Origin of the sequence: Maribacter litoralis (assembly GCF_902506355.1) — a bacterium.
Classification (GTDB): Bacteria; Bacteroidota; Bacteroidia; order Flavobacteriales; family Flavobacteriaceae; genus Maribacter; species Maribacter litoralis.
On the sequence record NZ_LR733271.1, the window covers coordinates 2620893 to 2643427 of the forward strand.

A 22535-nucleotide genomic window follows, 5' to 3' on the forward strand; every position below is an offset into this window, starting at 1 on the left:
GGTTATTTATTCTGGGAATTGATAACGGCTACATCTGTTTTTTGAGTATCTAAATTTTCATTTAATAAGTCGGTCTCAACATTCTCGCGCACTACGTAATCAGAAACTAGGTCGTAGTCTTTACCGCAAGAAGATAAACTTAATAAGAAAACAATGGCTGCAACAGGGACGAAAAAGGCTTTGGTCGGGTGGAATTTCATGTAAATCTTGGTAAAATTATCTCGCTATATTATTAACGCAATCCGAAAATATTTAAACTTTATGCATTAACGACGAAAAGTTGAATTTATTCGATGAAATGCACACAAAATGTTATTAACACTAATTGTTAATAATTCACACGGGTTGGTTATAAGGATATGAGCTAATAATCAGTAACGCTAATCTTGGGTTTGGATTGGTGAATATAAAAACCAAGCCCTTCATTTTCGTTGCTTCTCTAGTTCCCCCGATTTCGATTAGCAATTTCCATGAAGGGCTTGGTCTAAAATATGTTCAAGGTTTTAGAAAAATCTAATCCGCTTCGATTTTTGTGTTTATAGTGAAGCTTTAATATTATCAAGAGCTCAGATTCGGTCAGTTCATAGTTGGCTTTAATAGATTTAATTTTTCGTTCACCTATTCTAGCTAAAATTTGAAGTTCTTCTTTTTGTCTTTGCATTTTTCTTGGTTTAAATCCGCCCTCTTGTGGGAAGGACGGATTTTTAACAACTAACAATTGATCGCTATATAATCTAGTTTGATCATAGGGTAAAACTATTTGAACTTAAAATATTGGACAATACCCAATTAAGGGTATTTTTTAACTTAAATAATTTTATTAAAATGAAGAGTTGTTACATTCAATAAGACTCCCTATTGGTATTTTTTGAGAATTTGATAAGTTATAAGTATTTGAATTTTATGGTTGAATACTATATCAATTGTAAGGAGTAAAAACTGTCTTGCATTTTAAATCAATCAAGGTAAAATGAATTTAAAGTTTCCTTGATGTTTAGTTAAACTTGAACCTAATAAATGATTGCATATTTGCAGCGAGTTTAGAATAAGTTTGAGTTAGTTGAAAAAACCGGCATATCCTCATAATGTGTCGGTTTTTTTGTGCCCTAATTTTACTTCAGAAAGTAAAAAATCGATAGTCTTAGAATTATCGGTTTTTAAAAATGTACCTGCTAATTTTATTGATTTCATACTTCTATGTCAATTCTAGAATATTAAATAGGTATTACATATAAGGTGTCATAATTAATCTTAGCTTTAAGGTGAATGTTAGTATTTATCACCTTACGCATATTTAATGAAGATTACCGAAAAGCCTGCCATTTCTAAGAAAATTGGAGTTTTTGCCATTTGGGCAATTGGCGTTGGTATGGTGATTTCAGGTGAATCTTTCGGTTGGAATTTAGGTTGGGCCATTACTGGACCATTATGGTTTTTTGTTCCTATAGCAGTTGCGGCCTTAATGTACTTCGGGCTAGTGCAAAATTTAATTGAATTGGCATGTGTATATCCTTATGCCAATGGTCCGCATTCTTATGTAGAAAAAGCTTTTGGTCAGAAATGGGGTTATTTTGTAGGGCTGGCTATTTTATTTGAATTTTTATTTGCCACTCCTGCAATTGCCAGTTCTCTCGGTGAATATTTAGGATTTTTAATAGATGATTTAACCATGTCTCCTTGGATAGCTACACTTTTTATATTGTTTTTCTCTATCATAAACCTCTTTGAAATGCATGTTGGGGTGCGTTTGTTAGTAATTTTGACCTTACTCGCAATTGCAGAATTATTTTTGTATCAAGGTTCTGTCATTAGCTCTTTTCAGGTGGAAAATCTTATGAATTCAGGAGTGGGGTCGTTAGATGTCGAGCGTTTTGTTCAAGCTATTCCATATGCTATTTGGTTGTTTTTAGCCATTGAAGGAATATCGCTTATGACCAAATCGATCGATAGAAAGGGGTTTAGAAAAACGATCACCAAGGGGTATAATCTCGCTTTTTTTACCTTATTGACTTTGGCGCTTTTGGTATTATTCCTTGCCGCTGGAGGTATAGATTGGACATTGCCAGAGAGTTTGGATATACTGACTGAAAATCACCCAATGCCGGCATCTATGGCATTGATATTGGGCAAAGAGAACTTTTTGGTGCAACTATTTACATTTATTGGTCTATTTGGACTCATAGCTTCTTTACAGGGAATTGCTTTTGCAGCAACTACGCAGCTAGAGCCCTTGCTGCCAGATTTAAAAATCAAAGGGGTTTCTAAAAGAGCCGTTGCTTCTGCGTTGGTTTTTATTATTAGCCTTGTTGCTATTTGGAGTAGCCAAACAGGATTTTTAATTGAACTGTCGGTATTTGGGGCGGTATGTATGTATTTGGCGGTAAGTGCATCTTTATTAATTTTAAGAAAGAGGAAAGGCTTGGTGTCAACGGAATCTGAGTTCGATTGGTATCGACATTCAGATTTTAACCCTATTTTCTCAACCGTTAGCGCTATGACTGCTGTAATTATTTCGCTAATTTGTGTATTGGCTTTTGCATACCTTCAATTTACGGCGTTTGTTATTTTTATTGCTTGTAGCTTGGTGTATGTATTTTTAATCCGGAAAAAGTAGCATGGCTTATCAATTTACATTGGGAAAACAGAATTATCTTTTCGATGATTTGAAATCTGTTTTGGCAAAAGCGAGTCCGTTAAGATCGGGCGATGCTTTGGCGGGTTTGGCAGCAGCTAGTAATACCGAAAGAATTGCGGCTCAGTATATGTTGAGTGAATTGCCGCTAAAAGTTTTTTTAAATGAAGCAGTAGTTCCTTATGAGTTAGATGAGGTTACTCGGTTAATAATCGATACCCATGATGTCAAAGCTTTTGATAATATTTCTCATTTTACGGTAGGTGACCTTAGAGATTGGTTGCTAGATAATACTACATCTGGGCAAAATATTTTAGAAGTTAGCAAGGCATTAACTCCCGAAATGGTTGCTTCCGTATGTAAGCTAATGCGTAATCAAGATTTGATTGCCGTCGCTTCCAAAATACAAGTAATTACCCGTTTTAGAAACACGGTCGGCTTAAAAGGTCATGTTTCGGTGAGGTTACAGCCCAATCATCCCACGGATGATATGAAAGGGATATTAGCAAGTACGATTGACGGTTTGTTGTATGGTTGTGGAGATGCGGTTATTGGTATTAATCCCGCAACCGATAGTCCTAATGTGACTGTCAATCTATTGAAAATGCTTGATGATGTTCGTTTAAAATATGAAATACCTACCCAGAATTGTGTGTTGTGCCATGTAACTACGGCTTTACAGATTATGGATAAAGCTCCGGTCGATTTGGTATTTCAATCCATTACCGGTTCGCAAAAGGCCAACAGTTCTTTTGGTATCGATCTACAAATTTTAAAGGAAGCTCATGATGCTATTTTAGCTTTGGCGAGAGGTACGGTTGGTAATCAATGTATGTATTTTGAAACCGGTCAAGGGTCTGCTTTATCTGCAAATGCTCATCATGGTATTGACCAGCAAACAATGGAGGCAAGGGCTTATGCGGTCGCTAGACACTTTGATCCTTTTTTAGTGAATTCGGTGGTTGGTTTTATTGGTCCGGAATATTTGTTCGATGGAAAACAGATTACCCGTGCAGGATTGGAGGATCACTTTTGTGCCAAAGTTATGGGGTTGCCTATGGGTATGGATGTATGTTATACCAACCATGCAGATGCCGATCAAGATGATATGGATAATTTATTGACCTTATTAGGCGTAGCCGGATGCAATTTTTTTATGGGTGTACCCGGTACAGATGATATAATGCTAAACTACCAATCTACTTCTTTTCATGATGCATTGTATTTACGTAAAGTTTTAGGTAAAAAACCAGCACCGGAGTTTGAAGCTTGGTTGTTGAAAATGGGTATTGTTGATGAGTTGGGAAATAAGCGTAGTGTGGGTGATACGAATAAATTGCTGTTGAATTTATGAGTAAAGATATATCCATAGCCAATAAATGGCAACAATTAAAAAATCATACTAAGGCAAGGGTAGCACTGGGCAATGTGGGTACTGGTTTGCCGTTGAACGAAGTACTGGCATTAAAGCATGCACATGCAATGGCAAAAGATGCTATTGTAACCAAGTTAGATGTTGAGGGGTTATCACAAAAATGTAAAGCCCAGGCAATACCTTATCAAATATTTAATAGTAGGGCAAGCGACAGGCTTGAGTATTTGAAAAGACCCGATCTTGGCAGGCAGTTATTGTTCAATACTAATTTAAAAAAGACTGAAAAGGTCGATATTGTTTTTGTCATTACTGACGGACTTTCGGCAAAAGCGGTAAATACCTATGCCTTTAAAGTTTTAAGTCACCTTTTGCCAAATATAAACGAAGACTATTCTTTCGCAATTGCACTTGTTCAACAAGGGAGAGTTGCTATAGGTGATGCTGTAGCGGAATTATACCGTGCAGATTTTGTAGCTGTGTGTATTGGTGTAAGACCAGGTTTGTCCTCCCCCGAAAGTATGGGTATTTACACCACGTATCATCCAAAAATAGGCTTTACCGATGAGCGTAGAAATTGTATTTCAAATATTCATGCGAACGGACTAAGTGGTAAACAAGGTGCTCAACTTCTGCAGTATTTAATTGAAAAATCTTTCGCTTTAAAAATTAGCGGAGTATCATTAAAGCTTGAAGTTGGTGAAATATTAAAGAGCTAGTTTTTAAAGCTTGACCTTTATTTCCTTTATTTTGAACGCTTGTGTTCTCAATAGATTTTGAAAAATACGAACTATTCTTTCCTGGTTTTCTTCAGGAATACGCCCTCCTATAATCCAATTTTTTTTGGCGTATTTAGTACTTTCCAAGTTGAATTCGCCCATTAAGCATTCTAATGCTTCCTCGCGAGTTTCGTCGTTCATTTTACTGAACATTTGTTTTATATTTTCGGTCATTGGTGGTTATGGTAGTTTTCAAAAATAAATAAAAAAGTCTTTCAGCTTGCCAAAAAAATAAAATAGATATGAGCATTTTCATAACATCTTAATGTTTACTTGACCTTAACTTAAAATAATAATGAAATTTTGACCTCACTTTTGCAATCTGTTAAATTTTCTTGAGGTATAACCACACCTTAAACTTATTGACCAAACTTCCATACTTATACAATAGACATATGAAATTTTTGAAATTACCAATAGCCTGCTTGTTGTTTATTAACATGTTTGTAGCTGTTGCCCAAGATTATAAAGTTCATTCCCATAACGATTATAAGCAGAATATTCCCTTTTGGAGAGCTTTTGGTGCAGAGGTGCAGTCAATTGAAGTAGATGTTTTTTATAAGAACGGAAAGTTAATGGTTGCCCATGAACAAGGAGAAATAGAAGAAAATAAAACATTAGAGAGGCTCTATTTAAATCCGTTGCAAGAAGCTTTAGATTTAAATTTGTCTGCCAATAGATCTTTGCAATTATTAATCGATGTAAAGACCGATGCCTATAAAACTTTAGAAGCTATTGTAGCTAGTCTAAAAAAGTATCCGTCGATAATCAACAATAAGCATGTGAAAATTGTCATCTCTGGTAACCGTCCGGCATTAAAAGAATATGTAGATTATCCAAGTTATATTTATTTCGACTATCAAAGTCTACAACCGGTAACCGATACAGAAGTACTTGATAAAATTGCCTTGGTGAGTGTAAGTTTTAAGAACTATTCTGAATGGAACGGTAAAGGCAGGCTTACCTCACAAGACTATAATAAGGTAACAGAAGTTATAGCACAAGCACATCAATTAAAGAAGCCTTTTCGATTTTGGGCTACACCCGATTCTAAATCCGCCTGGAAAGCTTTTGTAAACATGGGTGTCGATTTTATTAATACCGATATGCCTAATGCGTGTGTAGCTTATGTTTCTTCTTTAAAGGATAGGGTGGTGCAAAATTCCGTTTTCTCTGAAGTTTATCATCCAAGTTTTAAGTCGGATAAAGCACAGCGCTCGCCAGAGAATATTATTTTAATGATCGGTGATGGTAACGGGTTAACGCAAATATCATCTGCGGTTTTGGCAAATAACGGGTCACTTTCTTTAACACAGTTAAAAAGTATTGGTTTGATTAAGACACAATCTGCCGATGATTTTACTACAGATTCTGCCGGTGCTGGTACGGCAATAGCTACTGGTGAGAAAACAAATAACAGGGCGATAGGAACCAATATAGATGGAGAACCTATCCCTAATCTAACCGAAATTTTATCTAAAAAAGGCTTCAGTACAGGTGTTATTACTACTGATGAAATTATTGGTGCAACTCCTTCTTCTTTTTTTGCGCATAGAACAGATAGGGGAATGGCGGCAGAAATAGCATCGGATTTACAAACTTCTCAATTGAAACTGTTTATTTCTCAACCAACTGCAGCTGTAAAGAACAATGAAGAAGCCGGTTTTGTAATGAAAACAGATATCAATACCATTGCAGCGAGTACAGAACTAAAAGTTGGGGCATGGTTCAATACCGATAAAAAGGACTTATCGGGGTATATTCAGAATTTGGCTATGGCTACTAAAAATGGAATTTCGTATTTAAATAAAGAGAAACCTTTTTTCTTAATGGTTGAGGGCGCAAAAATCGATAGCTATGGTCATGCTAATGATATTGAAGGTGTAGTGACCGAAAGTATTTCTTTTGATAGAGCTGTTGCAGAAGCTATAAAGTTTGCAGATGCCGATCAAAATACTTTAGTAGTGATTACGGCAGATCATGAAACTGGCGGATTGACCATACCCCAAGGTAATGTAGGGTTACATGAAATTGAGGCAGATTTCACTACCAATGACCATACTGGCGTTATGGTTCCTGTTTTTGCATACGGACCAATGTCACAAGAATTTCAAGGGGTGTACGAGAATAATGAAATTTTCGCGAAGCTATTAAGCGTATTGGATATAACTACAAAGAAGTAGTTTTTAGCCACTATCTAGAGGTCGAGCTATAGAGATCATTTTACCTAATGTTTACAATGTTATAATATCACTTCAATTAATTTAAGGGAGATTTGTGAACTATGAAAAAGGAGGGCATGGATACTATTGAAATTGAAGACTTGGTTTTGCGTGTTAAGAAATCAGATCAAAAAGCATTCAATACATTGTTCAACGAATTATGGGAACCTATGTATTCCTATGCCTGTTCTATTCTTATGAACGATAGCCTTGCTAAGGATATCGTGCAAGATATTTGGATCGATTTTTGGCAAAGAAGACAAGATGTTGAAGTCAAGTTTTTGAAATCATATTTGTATAAATCCATTCGTTATAAGTGCTACAATCATTTAAGGGATCAAAAGTTCAATAAGATCCAATTGGAAGTTGCCAAATCTGTGTCGGTTGCATCAGAAGTAGATCAAAGTGATGATGTCATTGAATTATCTACCAGAATAAATAGTGTTATATCAAACCTTCCAAAAAGATGTCAGGTAATTTTTAGACTAAGTCGAGTAAACAATATTGACAATAAGGAGATTGCCAGTCAATTAGATATTTCCCAACGTTCTGTAGAGAATCAAATTTCTTATGCTTTACGTCAATTACGTAAAGAACTTGCAGTGGCAAAAACGTTGTTTTCCTTTCTTTAGTTTCTTTTTCATTATCTAAAAGTTAAGTGAACGGTTGCTTTGTTAAGTAACCATTAAGCCTGCTTTTTTGAGTGTGCGTACCCCGTCTGTTTCGGTACTTGTCATTGTAACGATAGTATAATGACCGAAAAAGAAGTAAAAATACTCATGACCAAGTTCCTTAATGGTACCATTACAGCCAATGAGGAAAAGCTATTAGAAAAGTTCGATGCTTCTTTAATTATTGAAAATGAAGATCGTGTTTTTAAAAGTGATGACAATAAAAAACAACTAGGTCAAAAACTGTTGCATAGAATACACAGTAAGCAAAATAAGAAGTCGAAAAAACCGTGGCTAAAAGTAGCGGCAGCAATTGCAGTTGTTATCAACCTTGGGGTTGTAGCCTACTTTGGTCTGAATGCGGATAATAAAGTGCCTGAAACCGTTTCACAAATAGTTGAAACTACAGATTGGGGTAAACGAAAAGATTTTGTGCTATCTGACGGAACTGAGATAAAATTGAATTCGGGAAGTACCATTTCATTTCCAGAAAAATTTATTGGCAATACTAGGGAGGTAACATTAATAGGAGAAGCTTTTTTTAATGTAGCCAAGAATCCTGATAAGCCTTTCATTATTAAATCTGGAGATTTATGTACTACGGTTTTAGGTACATCATTCAATATTAATGCCTACCCAAAAAGTGATGATATTTCAGTGACCGTGGCTACTGGTAAAGTGCAAATAGGTGCTAAAAACAGTATGGTTTATCTCTTGCCAAATGAGCAGGGAGTGTTCCATAAAAAATCCGATAGTATATCAAAGAATGATGTTGACACAAACAGTTTGATCAATTGGCAAAAAGGACTACTAAAATTCAATGATATAACGGTTAAAGAAGCTTTAGGAATGTTAGAGAAGTGGTACGGAGTAACCTTTGTAATACATGATGATCAACCATTGGATTGCCATATTACAGCTTCATTTGATAATGAAACCCTATCTAATGTTTTAGAAAGTATCACTTATGTGAAAAAAGACTTGTCTTTTAAGCCATTAAAAAACAATACCATTCTGATCAAAGGAAAATGCAGAGATAACAACCAATAAATTAAAAAACCAATCTATGATGTAAACTTAAAAAAGAAGACAGTCTGTAACACTTTGGCGAGCTAAAACAGACTGTCGATTATTCAACGATTATTTAAAAAAAACAACCATTAAACATTATGTGAAATTATGAATTTGCTAACTAATAAACAATTTATCAAGTTGACATTCAATACGTTTTGTCTCCTTATAATCATGGCGATGCTGAATCCCATACTTGCAGCTGACCTTAGGGGCCAAAAATTAGAAAATTATAAAGTGGATATTGCCGTAAAAGGCGCATCGGTTTTAGATATTTTAGATGATATCGAAAATCAGACGAATTTTAATTTTGTCTACGATCGTAAAGTAGGTAGGCTTAAGAATACCTATAATATAGCTTATGAAAGCGTGTCTTTAAGATCGGTTTTAGAGCTAATGGCCAAAGATGCCAATTTAACCTTTAGAAGAATTAACAAAACCATTTCTATTACGGTTAAGCCAAAGGTATATAAGAGAGTAGTAGAGGTTGAGTTTCTCACTGTAAATGGTACGGTAACAGATCAAGGCGGTGTTCCTTTGGTGGGTGCAACGGTACTTGAAAAGGGAACTTTGAACGGAGTTACGACAGATTTTGATGGTAACTTCACCATAGACGTTAAGAGCGATGCTGTATTAGAAGTATCGTATTTGGGCTTTACAACTAAAGAAATAGCGCTACAGGGTCAAACTACGTTGACCGTTCAGTTAGCGGAAGATGCTACCCAGTTAGATGATGTTGTTGTCGTTGGTTACGGTACTCAAAAACGATCGGATGTTACCGGTTCTATTGCATCGGTAAAGAGCGAAAACTTTAATAAAGGGGTAGTTGCCAATCCTGGTCAGCTATTACAAGGTAAGGTTGCCGGTGTTAACATTACTTCGGTAAGTGGTGAGCCTGGTGCCTCCCAAAATATCGTTATTCGTGGTATCGGAAGTTTTAGATCAGGTACTTCACCTTTGTTCGTTATTGATGGTTTTGTCATTGATAACACTTCTACGGGTGTAGCTTCCAATCCTTTAAATTTCATCAATCCGCAAGATATTGAGTCTATGGATGTATTGAAAGATGCTTCTGCCGCTGCCATATATGGAGCACGTGCTGCAAACGGGGTAATTGTAATCACTACCAAAAAAGGAAAAACCGGTAAAACGGAAATGAATGTGTCGGTCTCAACTGCTTTTGCAACATTGGCAAATAAAATTAATGTGTTTTCTGCGGATGAGTTTAGAACGCAGGTGCCAGCTGTTGGTGGTACTTTGGTCGATGGCGGTGCAAATACCGATTGGCAAGATGAGCTTACACAAACAGGAATATCTAAAAATGTAAACTTTTCCATGAGCGGTGGTGCTTCAGATAAATTCAACTATTATGCTTCGGTAGGGGTCGATGATCAAGAGGGTACGTTTGCAAACAGTTCTTTAAAAAGATACTCCGGTCGTTTAAACTTAAATCAAAAAGCATTGGATGGTAAGTTGAACGTAGATTTTAATCTTTCCGCTACCAGAACATTGAACAATAGACCAGATGCAAGTGCTACGGTTACAGATATGTTAGAGTTGAATCCTACCGTTCCTTTATACACGAATGGAGAACCAACGATATTGGATGATAACAGATTAAACCCGTTGATACGTAACGAAATTTATGCAGACGAGTCTAACAGCAATCGTATTCTAGCCAATATTTCCCCATCTGTAGAAATTGTAAAGGGGCTAACGTATAAACTGAGCTTGGGTGTCGATTATTCTTCTACGAATAGGGATCAGCAACGTGCACCTTATGCTTTGTTAGAAGATTTAAATCAAGGGTATTTAAATACATGGATCACTACGAACCAAAATACACAGGTAGATAATACCTTGACCTATACTTTTGAAAAAGGTGATCATGGTGCAACGATTTTAGTTGGTCATTCATACCAAGAAGTGTTATTTCAACAAAAGAAATTTGAGTTGGAAAGTTTTGCCGATAATGACATCGAGCCAAGATATCAAGATCAGATCAGTAGTCAAGAGTATCCAACGAGCATGTACTCAACGGCTGAGAAAAATGAGTTGCAGTCTTTCTTTGGTAGGGTAAATTATGATTATCAAGACAAGTATTTGCTAACGGCGACCATGCGTGCAGATGGTTCTTCAAAATTTGGTGAGAACAATAAATACGGATATTTTCCTTCTGTTGCCTTAGGTTGGAATATTAGTAAAGAGAATTTCTTGGCAGAAAGTACAGTTGTCAACAACTTAAAGTTACGTGCTAGCTGGGGGCAAACGGGTAGTCAAGAAGGTATAGATAATAAAGTATCCTTGGCGAGTTATATTGATAGTAAGAGCGACAATGATACTTATCCTTTAGATGATAGTGCCACTACCTTAGATGGTTACCCTTTTGGTACGGTACCTGCGCGAACTGCAAATCCTAATTTAAAATGGGAGGTAGCTACACAAACCAATATAGGTCTTGATTATGGTTTCTTGAACAATAAAATTACAGGTACAATAGATTACTTTAATAAGGTAACTACAGATGTAGTTTTGTTCGCCAATAGAGTAGATCCAATTCAGCCAACCGAGAAAATATGGACCAATCTTGAAGATTTGGAAATACATAACTCCGGTGTAGAATTTGCGTTGGATTTTAGAACAATGATCGGTGAAGATTTCTCATTAAATGTTGGTGGTAACGCAACTTTCATAAACAATGAAGTAACAGATTCTCCTTTTGCCATTATTACCACTGGTGCTGCGCAAGGTGGTGGTCAAACGGGTGCTACAATCAATGGTTATTTAAATAATGAAGCTATCGGTACTTTTTACATGAAAGAATTTATCGGTATTGGTGATGATGGTTTAAATCAATTTAGAGATGTTACTGGCGATGGTGAAATTTTAGATGATGACCGTATTGCTGCAGGTAGTGCCCTGCCAGATTTTACTTATGCCTTCTATTTGAATTTCGATTATAAGAATTTTGATCTTGGTTTTAACTTCAATGGGGTTTCCGGCAATAAAATTTATAACCATACCGCAATGTCCTCTTTCTCAAAAGGGCAATTAAGCAGAAACTTGAATACTACTGATTTTGCTATTCAGTTTCCAAACGAAGATGTTAGTAATTCCAACGAGGTTTCAACGAGATATTTGGAAGACGGTGCTTACCTAAAATTGAATAATGCTACGTTGGGATACAATCTTTTGGCAAGTAAAATAGGCTTGGGCGATTATGTGAACGATATACGTTTTACACTTACAGGTCAGAACTTATTCATCATTACAGATTATACGGGTTACAGCCCAGAGGTAAATACAGGTAGTGCAATAGATGGTATTCAAACTTTTGGTATTGACCGGTATACTTACCCTAATTCAAGAACCATCTTGTTCGGTTTAAATGTATCCTTTTAACATAAAAAAACTATCAAAATGAAAAATAAACTAATTATATCGTCATTGTTTCTTGTCGCTTTGTTGACATGGAGCTGTACGGATCTAGAAGAAGAATTATTAGATGAATCATTGACCGGTGCCCAGGCAGAAGTTATTAGTGGAGCTATTGCGCCTGCTTACGGCTATATTTCTTGGACATGGAGGCATACCAACTATTATGGTTTACAGTTAATACCTTCAGATGAGGCTATTTTGCCTTATAGAGGAGGAACAGATTGGTTTGATGGTGGTAAGTTCTTGGCGGCACATAGCCATAATTTTACGCCTACAAATGATTTGGTTGCCAGTGGTTGGAATGAGCTTACTACCAATATTTCTAGAACCTTGGCAGCAATTGAAGTGCTGACTCCGTTAGCGGATGAAGGAGATGCGGAAGCTGCAGGGGCTTTGTATGAAATGAAAGCTTTAAGGGCTTATTTGAACATGTTGTTGTTAGATAGTTGGGGTATCGTGCTTAAAAAGGAATCATCTGAAGAACTTTCTGAGGTATTGAGAACCCAAGATGCCATTGATTATATAGAAAGTGAATTGTTATCGGTTGTTGATGTAATCAACGATGATAAAGGACCTGGTAGAATGACACGTTCTGCCGTTTACGGATTCTTGGCTAGATTAAATCTTAACGCTGCTGTATACCGTGACCCTTATGGTACGCCTAATTTTACGCAAGCCGATATGGATGCGGTAATAACATATACTAGCAATATTATAGACTCTGGAAGTTTTTCTTTATCTCCGGAGTACTTTGAACTGTTCAATGATGAAAATCATTCAAATCCTGAGTTGATATTTGCCTTAGATCAACGTGGGGTATTGACAAGGGAGCACAGCCGTTGGGCATATTGGTCTATTGCAGGATCAATGTTTCCAAGACCGGAGTGGCCTAGTGCCGATGGTACTGACGGACCTGCCATTACTTCAGATTTTTATCAAACATGGGCAGATGCCTATGGCGATGTAGATCCTGCAGAAGCAGATGCGCGTTTCTATCAAAAAAATACCTTGGTGCCAGATGTACAATTGGCAGATTTGGAAGGTCGTGAAAAACTGTTGGAGACAGAGACCGAAGATAGTTTTTACTGTGTGCAAGATGTTGCTTTTGAAATGGACAGAGGTATTCTTCGTGGTATACAGTGGGGACCAAGAAAAGGTGATGATGGTCAGTTTCTTACCTGTGAAGACGGTACAGTTAAAATATTACCTGTAAGACAGATAAAAGGTAACGGTCCTTCACGAGATATAGGGTATGTAGACCACACTTTAGAAATTGATTTCACTAATGAAGGGTCATTACATAATACAGGGTATAGAGTTTCTAAATATCAATTTAGCCGTACCTCACCTAACGGTAATGGTAACAGTAGTGTTGATTTGGTGTTGATGAGATTAGCTGAGGTATACTTAATGAGAGCGGAAGCTAAATTAAGAAATGGCGATACCGCTGGTGCTTTGGCAGATGTGAATATAGTAAGAACATCAAGAACGGCACGCCCAGAACAAACGCCCGCTCCATTATCTTCTATAGATGCGGATGACTTATTTCGTGAGCGTGGTTTTGAACTGTATTGGGAAGGGTTTAGACGAGGAGATCAAATACGTTTTGGAAAGTATGAAGATAGCTGGACAGAAAAAACGGATACAGATGTAAATCATAGATTATTTCCTATACCGCAAAGTGCCGTTGATGGTGCTTCTGGTATAGATGGTTTCTTGGATCAGAATCCAGGATATTAATCGAAAACTAATTTTAATAGGAAACGGTAAGAACGTAAGTTCTTGCCGTTTTTATTTCCATAAATATTATACAATGCGAAAAATTTTAATTGCTGCAATTCTGTTACAATGGGCGTGTACTTCGCAAACAGCCATAATTAAAGAAGAAACAAATGTATCTGTCTCTAAAGAGGAAGCTCCGGTAAATATAATTCTCATGATCGGTGACGGTATGGGTGTTCCTCAAATTTCTACCGCTTTTTATTTTGAAGATCGAACTTCAAATTTTGAACGGTTCAAAAGTATCGGATTTCATAAATCATCTTCTACCAGTCATTGGATTACCGATTCTGCTGCTGGTGCTACTGCATTTTCTATTGGAGAGAAAACTTATAAAAGGGCTATAGGTGTTTCGGCAGATACGGTTCCAAAAGAAACGATTTTAGAAAAATTACAGAATAAAGGCTATAAAACAGGACTTATAAGTCTAACATCTATAACCCATGCCACACCGGCTAGTTTTTATGCCCATGTGAAAGATAGAGATATGCATGAAGAGATAGCCGAGCAATTGGTGGTCTCTAATGTTGATTTTTTTGCAGGTGGTGGAAAGAAATATTTTAACCAGCGTGAGGATGCTAAAAACCTATTTTTAGAATTGGCAAATAGGCAGTATAATGTTGATACTTTGGCATTGTCAAAGCCCAATGCGTCTACTAAAAATGCATTTATTTTAACCGAGGAAGGGTTGCCGTCAAAAATAGATGGTCGTGGTGATTTTTTGAAAGAGGCTACAGAAAATGCACTGCATTACTTTGATCAGGCGAACCAGCCATTTTTTATGATGATAGAGGGGTCTTATATTGATTGGGGAGGTCATGCCGAAAATGCGGAAATGGTAATCTCTGAGGTAAGTGATTTTGATCGTACGCTGGGTGCGGTTTTAGATTTTGTAGAAAGTCATCCTAATACTTTATTAGTGGTTACAGCAGATCATGAAACTGGCGGAGTAAGTGTTGGTAAATTTTATAAAACAGATAAGGAAAGCGGTAAGAAAACAGAGGTGCCACAAAAGGTAGGTGTATATTTTAATACCGATCAACACTCAGGCGAATTAATTCCAGTATTTGCTAAAGGGAAAGGAGCTCATAACTTTCAAGGGATATATGAGAATAGTGAGATTTATCATCACATGATGAAAGTGATTTTGGAGAGTGAATAATATTCAAGGAAACTAAAATAAATGGTAGGGTCTTTATTTTACTAAACTTTTGAGATTTTGCTATTTGATATATAATAATCCCCTCAACAAACCAGAGGTTTAACTTATTCTACCACTTTTTATAACCATCTAATAACATTAAAAAAGTTACTAATAGTAAATAAATACTGAATTTTGAAGTAAATATTTACTATTAGTAAACAAATGTTGCATGTTTAAAATTTCTAAAATAAATATGAACGTACTTCTGAACGGAGCTTTTGCTTCATTCGGACTCTACTTTTGTATGTATGCTTTTAGAAAGCCTTTCTCGGTAGCAACATTCGATGGTCAATTTTTATTCGGTATCGATTATAAGATTCTTCTCATTCTGGCTCAGGTAGTGGGGTATATGCTTTCTAAGTTTATTGGTATTCGGGTGGTTTCAAGTTTAAAAGCACAGCATAGAGTAGCCTACCTCACGGGTATGATACTATTTGCAGAGCTGACACTTGTTTTATTCGGACTATTGCCAAAACCTTATAATTTCATCCTTTTTTTCTTTAACGGACTCTCCCTAGGGATGATTTGGGGAATTACCTTTTCTTATTTAGAAGGTAGAAAAATGACCGAAATTCTAAGTATTATTTTATGCTCAAGTTTTATTGTTTCCAGTGGAGCCGTGAAATCTGTTGGGTTGTGGCTAATGACCACTTATGCTATTTCCGAATTTTGGATGCCGGCGGTAACCGGTGCAATCTTTTTACTTCCGTTTTTTAAATGCCTGTATTTTTTGAAAAAATTACCACCGCCAACGACCGAAGATATTTGTCTTAGAAAAAAAAGAAAACCAATGTGTGCGGCAGACCGCAAGCAGGTTTTCAAAAGATTTTCTTTCCCCATCATAATTTTGGTGGTTTTTTATACCGCGCTTACGGCATTGCGAGATTTTAGGGATAATTTTTCTAGGGAATTATGGGACAGTGTAGGCTATGCCGGTGATGCTTCTATCTATACCTTGGCAGAACTGCCCATTGCATTTTTAGTCTTGCTGGTACTGGGGTTGTTCGGTTTGGTAAAAAATAATTTTAAGGCATTTATGGGTTTTCATTTCTTGTTGATATTGGCAAGTATACTTGTGGGTGTTTCTACCTTTTTATTTCAGCACGGTGCGATGTCTCCCGTATATTGGATGGTGCTCATAGGCTTCGGGCTGTATGCCTGCTATGTGCCTTTCAACTGTATATTTTTCGATAGAATGATAGCAACATTTAAAATTAAAGGTAACGCTGGCTACCTTATTTATATTGCTGATTCTTTTGGCTATTTGGGTAGTATGGCTGTGTTGCTCTATAAAAATTTTGGACAACCCAACAGTTCATGGCTTCAGTTTTTTGTAAACGCTACCTACTGTATTGCATTTTTGGGCGTTGGAGTTTCCGTAGTGTCAATGTTTTATTTTCAAAAGAAATACAAGCAAGATAATTCTAGTTTCCATTTTAAAATACCTATGGTTAATGGCAGATATTGAGTATGATTTAGTTGTAGTTGGTGGTGGTGTATTAGGTACTTTTCATGCCTATCACGCTATGAAAAAAGGTTTAAAAGTGGCTTTGCTCGAAAAAGATGCCATGCCCAAAGGGGCAACCGTTCGAAATTTTGGGCAGGTAGTGCCATCTGGCATGAATACCAAATGGCAGCAGTACGGTCGTAAAAGTTTAAAGATTTATAAGAAGATTCACGCCAAATTCGATATTTCGGTACGTCAAGAAGGTTCTATTTATTTGGCTTCCAACGATGAGGAAGTTCAGCTTATAGAAGAGTTAAAGGAAATAAATCGTGCCAATGATTACACCTCCATACTATTTACAAAGACGGAATGTCTTAGAAAATATCCAGGTCTAAACGAACAATATGTAAAAGCGGGCTTATTTTTTCCGGAGGAAATTACCGTAGAACCCCGTACTATGATCGGTCGTGTGCATAAGTATTTAAAGAAAAAGGGTGTCAGTATTTTTTACAAAGCCAAAGTCATTGAATGCAACGCTCTAAATAACGAGGTAAGTACACAATTGGCCAATGGTAGAATGTTGTTGTCTTCTAAAGTGATTATCTGTAATGGGAGTGATTTTAAAACCTTGTATCCAGAGATGTTCGCTACTAGCGATTTAGAAATTTCTAAGTTGCAAATGATGAAGACGAAATCACAGGGCGATTATAAAATTAGTGGTTCTATTTTAACGGGACTTTCCATAAGAAGATATGAGGCTTTTGCCGAATGCCCGTCATATTTAAAGATTAAATCCAAAGAACCATTGGATAGCTTAGAGAAAAAATGGGGTGTTCACATTTTATTCAAACAAGCTATGGATGGAGGTGTAATTCTGGGGGATTCTCACGAATATGCCGATGCGGATAATATAGATGACCTTGGGTTTGACCTAAATATGGATATTGATAATCTAATGCTGTCAAAAGCCAAAGAAATTTTTAGCTTACCTACTTATGAAATAGAACAACGCTGGTTCGGTATGTATTCGCAATGTAAAAACGCCGATATTTATGAGCGTACCATTGATAGAAATATACATATCATAACCGGTATCGGCGGCAAGGGAATGACGGGCAGTGCCGGTTTTTCAAAACATAACATTCAACAACTTTTTAATATTTAACATGCATACAATTAAATTGGCCGTATTTGATATGGCGGGTACCGTTGTCAATGAAGACAATGTGGTATACAAGACCTTACAGAGAGCTATTAATGAAAGAGGATTTCAAGTGACTTTGGATTTTGTCTTGGAACACGGTGCCGGTAAAGAAAAACATCAAGCTATAAAAGATATTATTAAAGCGGATATAGGTAGTGTTGATGCAGATATGGCAGCTTCCATTTTTGAGGATTTTAAAGTATTGCTGGGTAAGGCTTACGAGCAATTGGAGGTTGATAGTTATGACGGGGTAGAGGACTTGTTGCTGGCCTTAAAGGAGAACGGAATAAAAGTGGCTTTGAATACCGGATATGATACCCAAACAGCCCAGTTGTTATTAGATAAAATGGATTGGGTCGAAGGTAAACAATATGATGTTTTAGTAACTGCAGATGACGTAGTTCTTGGTAGGCCTAATCCAGATATGATAGTTGAGGCCATGATGAAACTTAACGTGCAACAAGAAGAGTTGGTGTTAAAGGCAGGTGATTCCATTATTGATATAGAAGAAGGTAAAAATGCCAATTGTGGTGTAACTATAGGTGTTACTACCGGTGCACATACCAGACAACAGTTGCTCAGTGCAAACCCTACCCATGTTTTAGATAGCTTGACCGAATTAAAACAGTTGTTATTGCCATCATAAAGAATAAAATGAAAATAAAAAAAAGCCACTGATTGTGGCTTTTTTTATTTGAATTCTGTGGTTAACTATATAAAAAAATAGAGCACTAGCATAGTTGCCGTGCTATTACTTCTATTCTCGGGTACATGGGCAATTCTACCATCAAAGAAAATAGAATCCCCTTCTTTTATAAGTACTTCTTCTTCGTCTATAATGTAGTAACATTCTCCCGAGAGCATGTATTTGAATTCGTAGGCATCGGTTTTCACCTTCTCTCTTTTAGAATTTGGATGCACGTGTAGCAATACGGCTTCAAACCCCAGGCTGTTCAGTTGTTTTCCGAAAATAAAAGAATACGAAAATCCTATAGCATCGTCTTCTTTTTCAATAAAAGTATTGTCCTCTTTTCTAGATACAATAAAGTTGGCGCCGTTAGATTGTGGTAGTCCGCTAAAAAAATCGGTCACCTCTATATCTAAAGAGCTGATAATTTTTAAAAGCACAGGTAAAGAGGGTATGGTTCTTCCGTTTTCTATTCTAGAAATAAGCCCGGCAGTGACCCCTGCACGCATAGCAATTTCACTAATAGTCAAATTTCCATTTTTGCGAATTTCCTTTATTCGTTTTCCTATTCCAATAAGGTAATCATCCATTGATAAGTGTTCTCCTACAAACATAATGAAAAATAAAATGTATTGGTTTTTGGTGGGTGGTATGGCTGTTATCACCCATTATAAAGGGGCTTAACATAAAACTTACATTTTGCATATTTGTAAATAATGTTTAACTAACTTTTAGGTAACCTTAGCCTTGCAATGGTTGCAATTGCTTAATATATAATAGGCTTGTCATTGAATTTTCATTTAGATATTTGCTGAACTAACAAACCAAAGTTTACAAATACGAACAAAATGAAAAAAACATTATTAATTACAATGCTTGTTTTCTTAGCAAGTTTTGTAGCACATGCCCAAACTGTATTTACGGGTACTGTGTTAGATGAAAACCAAGTTCCTTTACCTGGTGCCACAGTGGTAGTGAAAGGAACAACGAACGGAGTTGCTACCGATTTTGATGGTAACTTCAGTATTGAACTAAACAGTTCAGATGACATTTTAGTGGTATCTTATATCGGGTACATTAAGCAGGAGTTTGAAACTGCGAACAAGCTTACGGGTACTATATCCCTACAGCCAGATTCTCAACAGCTAGATGAGGTTGTGGTTACCGCATTGGGTATAGAAAGAGAGAAAAAATCGCTGGGTTATGCTTCACAAGAATTGGATAACGATGAAGTTGTTCAGGCAAGGGAACCCAACTTATTGAATAGCATGTCCGGTAAAGTTGCCGGTTTGCAAATTACCAACAGCCCTACAGGTTTGGGTGGTTCTGCCCGAGTTTCTATACGTGGCGATGCTTCTTTGGACATTAATGGTAACTCACCATTGTTCATTGTTGATGGTACGCCTATTAGTAATGAAATTGTAGGGTCGAGCGGATCTGGTACACAAAGTGTAGATTATGGTAACGGCGCCGCAGAAATCAACCCTCAGGATATTGAATCGATCAACGTATTAAAAGGTCCGGCTGCAGCAGCACTATACGGGTCAAGAGCTGCGAATGGTGCAATTATTATTACGACCAAGAAAGGAACATCTCAAAGCAGTAAACTGGGAGTATCCTTTAATACCGGTATTACCATTGAAAATGTTTTGATGTTGCCAGATTGGCAAAATGAATATGGTCAAGGTAACAATCAACAGTTCTCTTTTGTTGACGGTAGTGGTTCTGGTATTGCCGATGGTGTTGATGAAAGTTGGGGACCTCGTTTAGATACCGGACTAATGATCGCACAATTTGATTCACCAAGAACAGACGGTACTCGTGGTGGCGACACTTTTGTTAGTGATGCCGATATAATTCCAACGCCATGGGTTTCTCAACCGGATAATACTAGAGATTTCTTTGAAACGGGAATAACAAAGACCAATAGCATCGCTATTTCTAAAAGCGGAGAAATGGGGAATATGCGTTTGTCTTTTCAGAATTTAGATCAGGAAGGTACCTTACCGAATACGGATTTAAAGAGAAATACTTTGAGCTTTTCTGGTACCATGAACGTATCGGATAAGGTTAAGGTAAATGCCAATATGAATTATGTAAAAACCGACAGTGACAACAGACCTGCGGTTGGTTATGGTACAGAAAGTATTATGTACTTGTTTATATGGTACGGTCGTCAATTGAATACCAGTAATTTAAGAGATTACTGGCAGCCAGGTTTAGAGGGTACGCAGCAGTTCAACTACAACTACAACTACCACGATAACCCTTACTTTACCATGTATGAGAATACAAATGCGCAAGACAAGGATCGTATGTTCGGTAATGTGAGCCTTACCTATGACATCAGCGAAAACTGGAAATTATTATTACGTAGTGGTCGCGATTTCTATAGAGATTTTAGAGTTCGTAAAAGAGCGTTTAGCACCCAGCGTTTCCCATTTGGTACCTACCAAGAGGATAATATTTTCTTCGAAGAAAGTAACTCAGATTTCTTATTGAGCTATGATAAGGATTTTGGTGAGAAATTCAATTTAAATGTTTCTGCAGGTGGAAACCAATTGCGCCAAAAGCAAGATTTCACTAAAAGTGTTGCACCACAATTAATCAATCCTGGGGTATATTCTTTTAACAATAGTAGACAGGCGGTACAGGTAAGTTCTAACAACAGTGAAAAACGCATCAATAGTTTATATGGCTATGCACGTTTTAGTTATGACAATGTATTGTTCATGGATATTACAGGTAGAAATGACTGGTCTAGTACTTTGCCTGAAGGAAATAACTCTTATTTCTACCCATCGGTGACATTAAGTGGTATTGCCAGTGATATGTTCAATATGCCAGACTGGGTAACGTTTGCGAAAGTAAGGGCTGCTTATGCTGAAGTGGGTAATGATACCGATGCATATAGGTTACGTAGCTTCTATCAAAATGAGACTGCTTTTGATAGTTCTACACCCATATTGACTGAATCATCGTTGATACCGAATGCAGATTTAAAACCAGAGATTACAGGTTCTTACGAATTCGGTTTAGATCTACGTTTCTTGCAAAGCAGAATCAATTTAGATCTTACGTATTATGACAGTTCTACTAAAAACCAGATTATCAACATTAGTACAGATATCGCTAGTGGTTACAGTAGTCAATTGATCAATGCCGGTGAGGTTCGTAACTACGGTTTTGAAGCTATTGCGAACTTTGTTCCGGTACTTACAGATAACTTTAAGTGGAGCTCTACCTTCAACTTTGCTACCAACAAAAGTGAAGTGACCGATTTAGGAGATGATATCCAGTTCACCTTAACTTCAGCGAACGGGGCATATATTCAAGCCCGTGAAGGTGGTTCTATCAGTGCGATCTACGGTAGAGGTTTTCAAAGGGTAGAAGATGAGGATAGCGAGTATTTTGGTCAAATGATCATCAATAATCAAGGTATTCCAGAACGTACGGATGATTTAGTTTACCAAGGCGATTATGCACCAGACTTTACTTTGGGCATGCAAAATACGTTTAAGTATAAGAATGTTGACCTAGGATTTTTGATCGATACCAGACAAGGTGGTATCGTAGTTTCTAGAACAAAAACCATTGGTAGTACTTCTGGTCAATTGCAAGAAACATTGGAAGGTAGAGAAACAGGTATCGTTGCAGAAGGTGTAGTAAATACCGGTACAGCCGAGAGTCCTAATTATGTGCCAAATACCGTAAATGTAGATGCTAGAACATTTAACAACAGATATTACGAGAGAGATAATGTTGAAGCTGCAAAATATGATGCTTCTTACACTAAACTACGTGAAGTTTCTTTAGGGTATTCTTTCCCACAGAAAATGATCAACCAATTGCCTATTACCAATGCAAGAATTTCTGTAACAGGTAGAAACTTGATTTTATGGACAGATAACCCTCATTTCGATCCTGAAACAGTTGGGGTATCGGGTGGTACGCTACAACCGGGTATAGAGAATATGTCTTACCCAAGTTCACGTTCGTTTACCTTCAATTTACAGGTTAATTTCTAA

17 protein-coding genes are annotated in these 22535 nt (G+C 36.9%); 13 read left to right on the forward strand and 4 right to left on the reverse strand.

Annotated elements, in window-relative coordinates:
- Positions 1–2: 2 nt before the first annotated feature.
- Positions 3–200 carry a hypothetical protein gene (locus tag EXIGUO8A_RS10985; RefSeq protein WP_116770481.1) on the reverse strand — a complete coding sequence of 66 codons (198 nt, stop codon included), beginning with the start codon at positions 198–200 and terminating at the stop codon, positions 3–5.
- A 284-nt stretch (positions 201–484) separates the two neighbouring features.
- Positions 485–661, reverse strand: coding sequence for a hypothetical protein (locus EXIGUO8A_RS10990; RefSeq protein ID WP_159303153.1), 177 nt, complete (start codon positions 659–661; stop codon positions 485–487).
- A gap of 636 nt (positions 662–1297) precedes the next feature.
- Between EXIGUO8A_RS10990 and EXIGUO8A_RS10995 the strand changes: the two genes are divergently transcribed.
- Genes EXIGUO8A_RS10995 through eutC form a run of 3 tightly spaced genes read left to right on the forward strand, consistent with a single transcriptional unit; the run spans position 1298 to position 4723 of the window.
- Positions 1298–2614 carry an amino acid permease gene (locus EXIGUO8A_RS10995; protein WP_159303154.1) on the forward strand — a complete coding sequence of 439 codons (1317 nt, stop codon included), beginning with the start codon at positions 1298–1300 and terminating at the stop codon, positions 2612–2614.
- Position 2615: 1 nt separating this feature from the next.
- The gene (locus EXIGUO8A_RS11000) at positions 2616–3986 is read left to right on the forward strand and encodes an ethanolamine ammonia-lyase subunit EutB (RefSeq protein WP_159303155.1); all 1371 of its coding nucleotides are present in this window, start codon (positions 2616–2618) and stop codon (positions 3984–3986) included.
- Entirely contained in the window at positions 3983–4723 is a 741-nt protein-coding gene (gene eutC / locus EXIGUO8A_RS11005) for an ethanolamine ammonia-lyase subunit EutC (protein WP_159303156.1), read from the forward strand. Before EXIGUO8A_RS11000 ends, eutC begins: the two co-directional genes overlap by 4 nt.
- A gap of 3 nt (positions 4724–4726) precedes the next feature.
- On the opposite strand, the gene EXIGUO8A_RS11010 is transcribed toward eutC, so the two are convergent.
- Positions 4727–4957 carry a hypothetical protein gene (locus tag EXIGUO8A_RS11010; protein WP_116770485.1) on the reverse strand — a complete coding sequence of 77 codons (231 nt, stop codon included), beginning with the start codon at positions 4955–4957 and terminating at the stop codon, positions 4727–4729.
- A gap of 221 nt (positions 4958–5178) precedes the next feature.
- Here EXIGUO8A_RS11010 and EXIGUO8A_RS11015 point away from each other — a divergent pair, with 221 nt between their 5' ends.
- From EXIGUO8A_RS11015 to EXIGUO8A_RS11055, 9 genes are all read left to right on the forward strand, one after another.
- Positions 5179–6966, forward strand: a complete 1788-nt coding sequence (locus EXIGUO8A_RS11015) for an alkaline phosphatase (RefSeq protein ID WP_159303157.1) — start codon at positions 5179–5181, stop codon at positions 6964–6966.
- Positions 6967–7082: 116 nt separating this feature from the next.
- Positions 7083–7637: an RNA polymerase sigma-70 factor gene (locus EXIGUO8A_RS11020; protein ID WP_159303158.1), complete on the forward strand. Its 555-nt coding sequence runs from the start codon at positions 7083–7085 to the stop codon at positions 7635–7637.
- Positions 7638–7757: 120 nt separating this feature from the next.
- A complete protein-coding gene (locus tag EXIGUO8A_RS11025; RefSeq protein WP_159303159.1) occupies positions 7758–8726 on the forward strand; it encodes a FecR family protein in 969 nt (322 codons plus the stop codon).
- Between the two features lie 201 nt (positions 8727–8927).
- Complete coding sequence (locus tag EXIGUO8A_RS11030) at positions 8928–12149, forward strand: SusC/RagA family TonB-linked outer membrane protein (RefSeq protein ID WP_236564471.1); 3222 nt, start codon at positions 8928–8930, stop codon at positions 12147–12149.
- An 18-nt stretch (positions 12150–12167) separates the two neighbouring features.
- Positions 12168–13925, forward strand: a complete 1758-nt coding sequence (locus EXIGUO8A_RS11035) for a RagB/SusD family nutrient uptake outer membrane protein (protein WP_159303161.1) — start codon at positions 12168–12170, stop codon at positions 13923–13925.
- Positions 13926–13998: 73 nt separating this feature from the next.
- Entirely contained in the window at positions 13999–15126 is a 1128-nt protein-coding gene (locus EXIGUO8A_RS11040; protein ID WP_159303162.1) for an alkaline phosphatase, read from the forward strand.
- Positions 15127–15361: 235 nt separating this feature from the next.
- Entirely contained in the window at positions 15362–16636 is a 1275-nt protein-coding gene (locus EXIGUO8A_RS11045; protein WP_201304114.1) for a DUF5690 family protein, read from the forward strand.
- Positions 16623–17780, forward strand: a complete 1158-nt coding sequence (locus EXIGUO8A_RS11050) for a TIGR03364 family FAD-dependent oxidoreductase (RefSeq protein WP_159303164.1) — start codon at positions 16623–16625, stop codon at positions 17778–17780. The genes EXIGUO8A_RS11045 and EXIGUO8A_RS11050 overlap by 14 nt, the downstream gene beginning before the upstream one ends.
- Before the next feature lies 1 nt (position 17781).
- Positions 17782–18465, forward strand: coding sequence for a phosphonatase-like hydrolase (locus EXIGUO8A_RS11055; RefSeq protein ID WP_116770493.1), 684 nt, complete (start codon positions 17782–17784; stop codon positions 18463–18465).
- 65 nt (positions 18466–18530) lie between these two features.
- Here the strand turns inward: EXIGUO8A_RS11055 and EXIGUO8A_RS11060 are convergent, their stop codons facing one another.
- Complete coding sequence (locus EXIGUO8A_RS11060; protein ID WP_159304442.1) at positions 18531–19097, reverse strand: helix-turn-helix domain-containing protein; 567 nt, start codon at positions 19095–19097, stop codon at positions 18531–18533.
- A gap of 258 nt (positions 19098–19355) precedes the next feature.
- Here EXIGUO8A_RS11060 and EXIGUO8A_RS11065 point away from each other — a divergent pair, with 258 nt between their 5' ends.
- Positions 19356–22535 carry a SusC/RagA family TonB-linked outer membrane protein gene (locus EXIGUO8A_RS11065; protein ID WP_159303165.1) on the forward strand — a complete coding sequence of 1060 codons (3180 nt, stop codon included), beginning with the start codon at positions 19356–19358 and terminating at the stop codon, positions 22533–22535.

Coding starts and splice junctions, on each gene's coding strand:
- EXIGUO8A_RS11025 (WP_159303159.1), top strand. CDS start 7,758: ATGACCGAAAAAGAAGTAAAAATACTCATGACCAAGTTCCTTAATGGT.
- EXIGUO8A_RS11000 (WP_159303155.1), top strand. CDS start 2,616: ATGGCTTATCAATTTACATTGGGAAAACAGAATTATCTTTTCGATGAT.
- EXIGUO8A_RS11030 (WP_236564471.1), top strand. CDS start 8,928: ATGCTGAATCCCATACTTGCAGCTGACCTTAGGGGCCAAAAATTAGAA.
- EXIGUO8A_RS11040 (WP_159303162.1), top strand. CDS start 13,999: ATGCGAAAAATTTTAATTGCTGCAATTCTGTTACAATGGGCGTGTACT.
- EXIGUO8A_RS10995 (WP_159303154.1), top strand. CDS start 1,298: ATGAAGATTACCGAAAAGCCTGCCATTTCTAAGAAAATTGGAGTTTTT.
- EXIGUO8A_RS11055 (WP_116770493.1), top strand. CDS start 17,782: ATGCATACAATTAAATTGGCCGTATTTGATATGGCGGGTACCGTTGTC.
- EXIGUO8A_RS11035 (WP_159303161.1), top strand. CDS start 12,168: ATGAAAAATAAACTAATTATATCGTCATTGTTTCTTGTCGCTTTGTTG.
- EXIGUO8A_RS11015 (WP_159303157.1), top strand. CDS start 5,179: ATGAAATTTTTGAAATTACCAATAGCCTGCTTGTTGTTTATTAACATG.
- EXIGUO8A_RS11060 (WP_159304442.1), bottom strand. CDS start 19,097: ATGGATGATTACCTTATTGGAATAGGAAAACGAATAAAGGAAATTCGC.
- EXIGUO8A_RS11020 (WP_159303158.1), top strand. CDS start 7,083: ATGGATACTATTGAAATTGAAGACTTGGTTTTGCGTGTTAAGAAATCA.
- EXIGUO8A_RS11045 (WP_201304114.1), top strand. CDS start 15,362: ATGAACGTACTTCTGAACGGAGCTTTTGCTTCATTCGGACTCTACTTT.
- EXIGUO8A_RS10985 (WP_116770481.1), bottom strand. CDS start 200: ATGAAATTCCACCCGACCAAAGCCTTTTTCGTCCCTGTTGCAGCCATT.
- EXIGUO8A_RS11050 (WP_159303164.1), top strand. CDS start 16,623: ATGGCAGATATTGAGTATGATTTAGTTGTAGTTGGTGGTGGTGTATTA.
- EXIGUO8A_RS11065 (WP_159303165.1), top strand. CDS start 19,356: ATGAAAAAAACATTATTAATTACAATGCTTGTTTTCTTAGCAAGTTTT.
- EXIGUO8A_RS10990 (WP_159303153.1), bottom strand. CDS start 661: ATGCAAAGACAAAAAGAAGAACTTCAAATTTTAGCTAGAATAGGTGAA.
- EXIGUO8A_RS11010 (WP_116770485.1), bottom strand. CDS start 4,957: ATGACCGAAAATATAAAACAAATGTTCAGTAAAATGAACGACGAAACT.
- eutC (WP_159303156.1), top strand. CDS start 3,983: ATGAGTAAAGATATATCCATAGCCAATAAATGGCAACAATTAAAAAAT.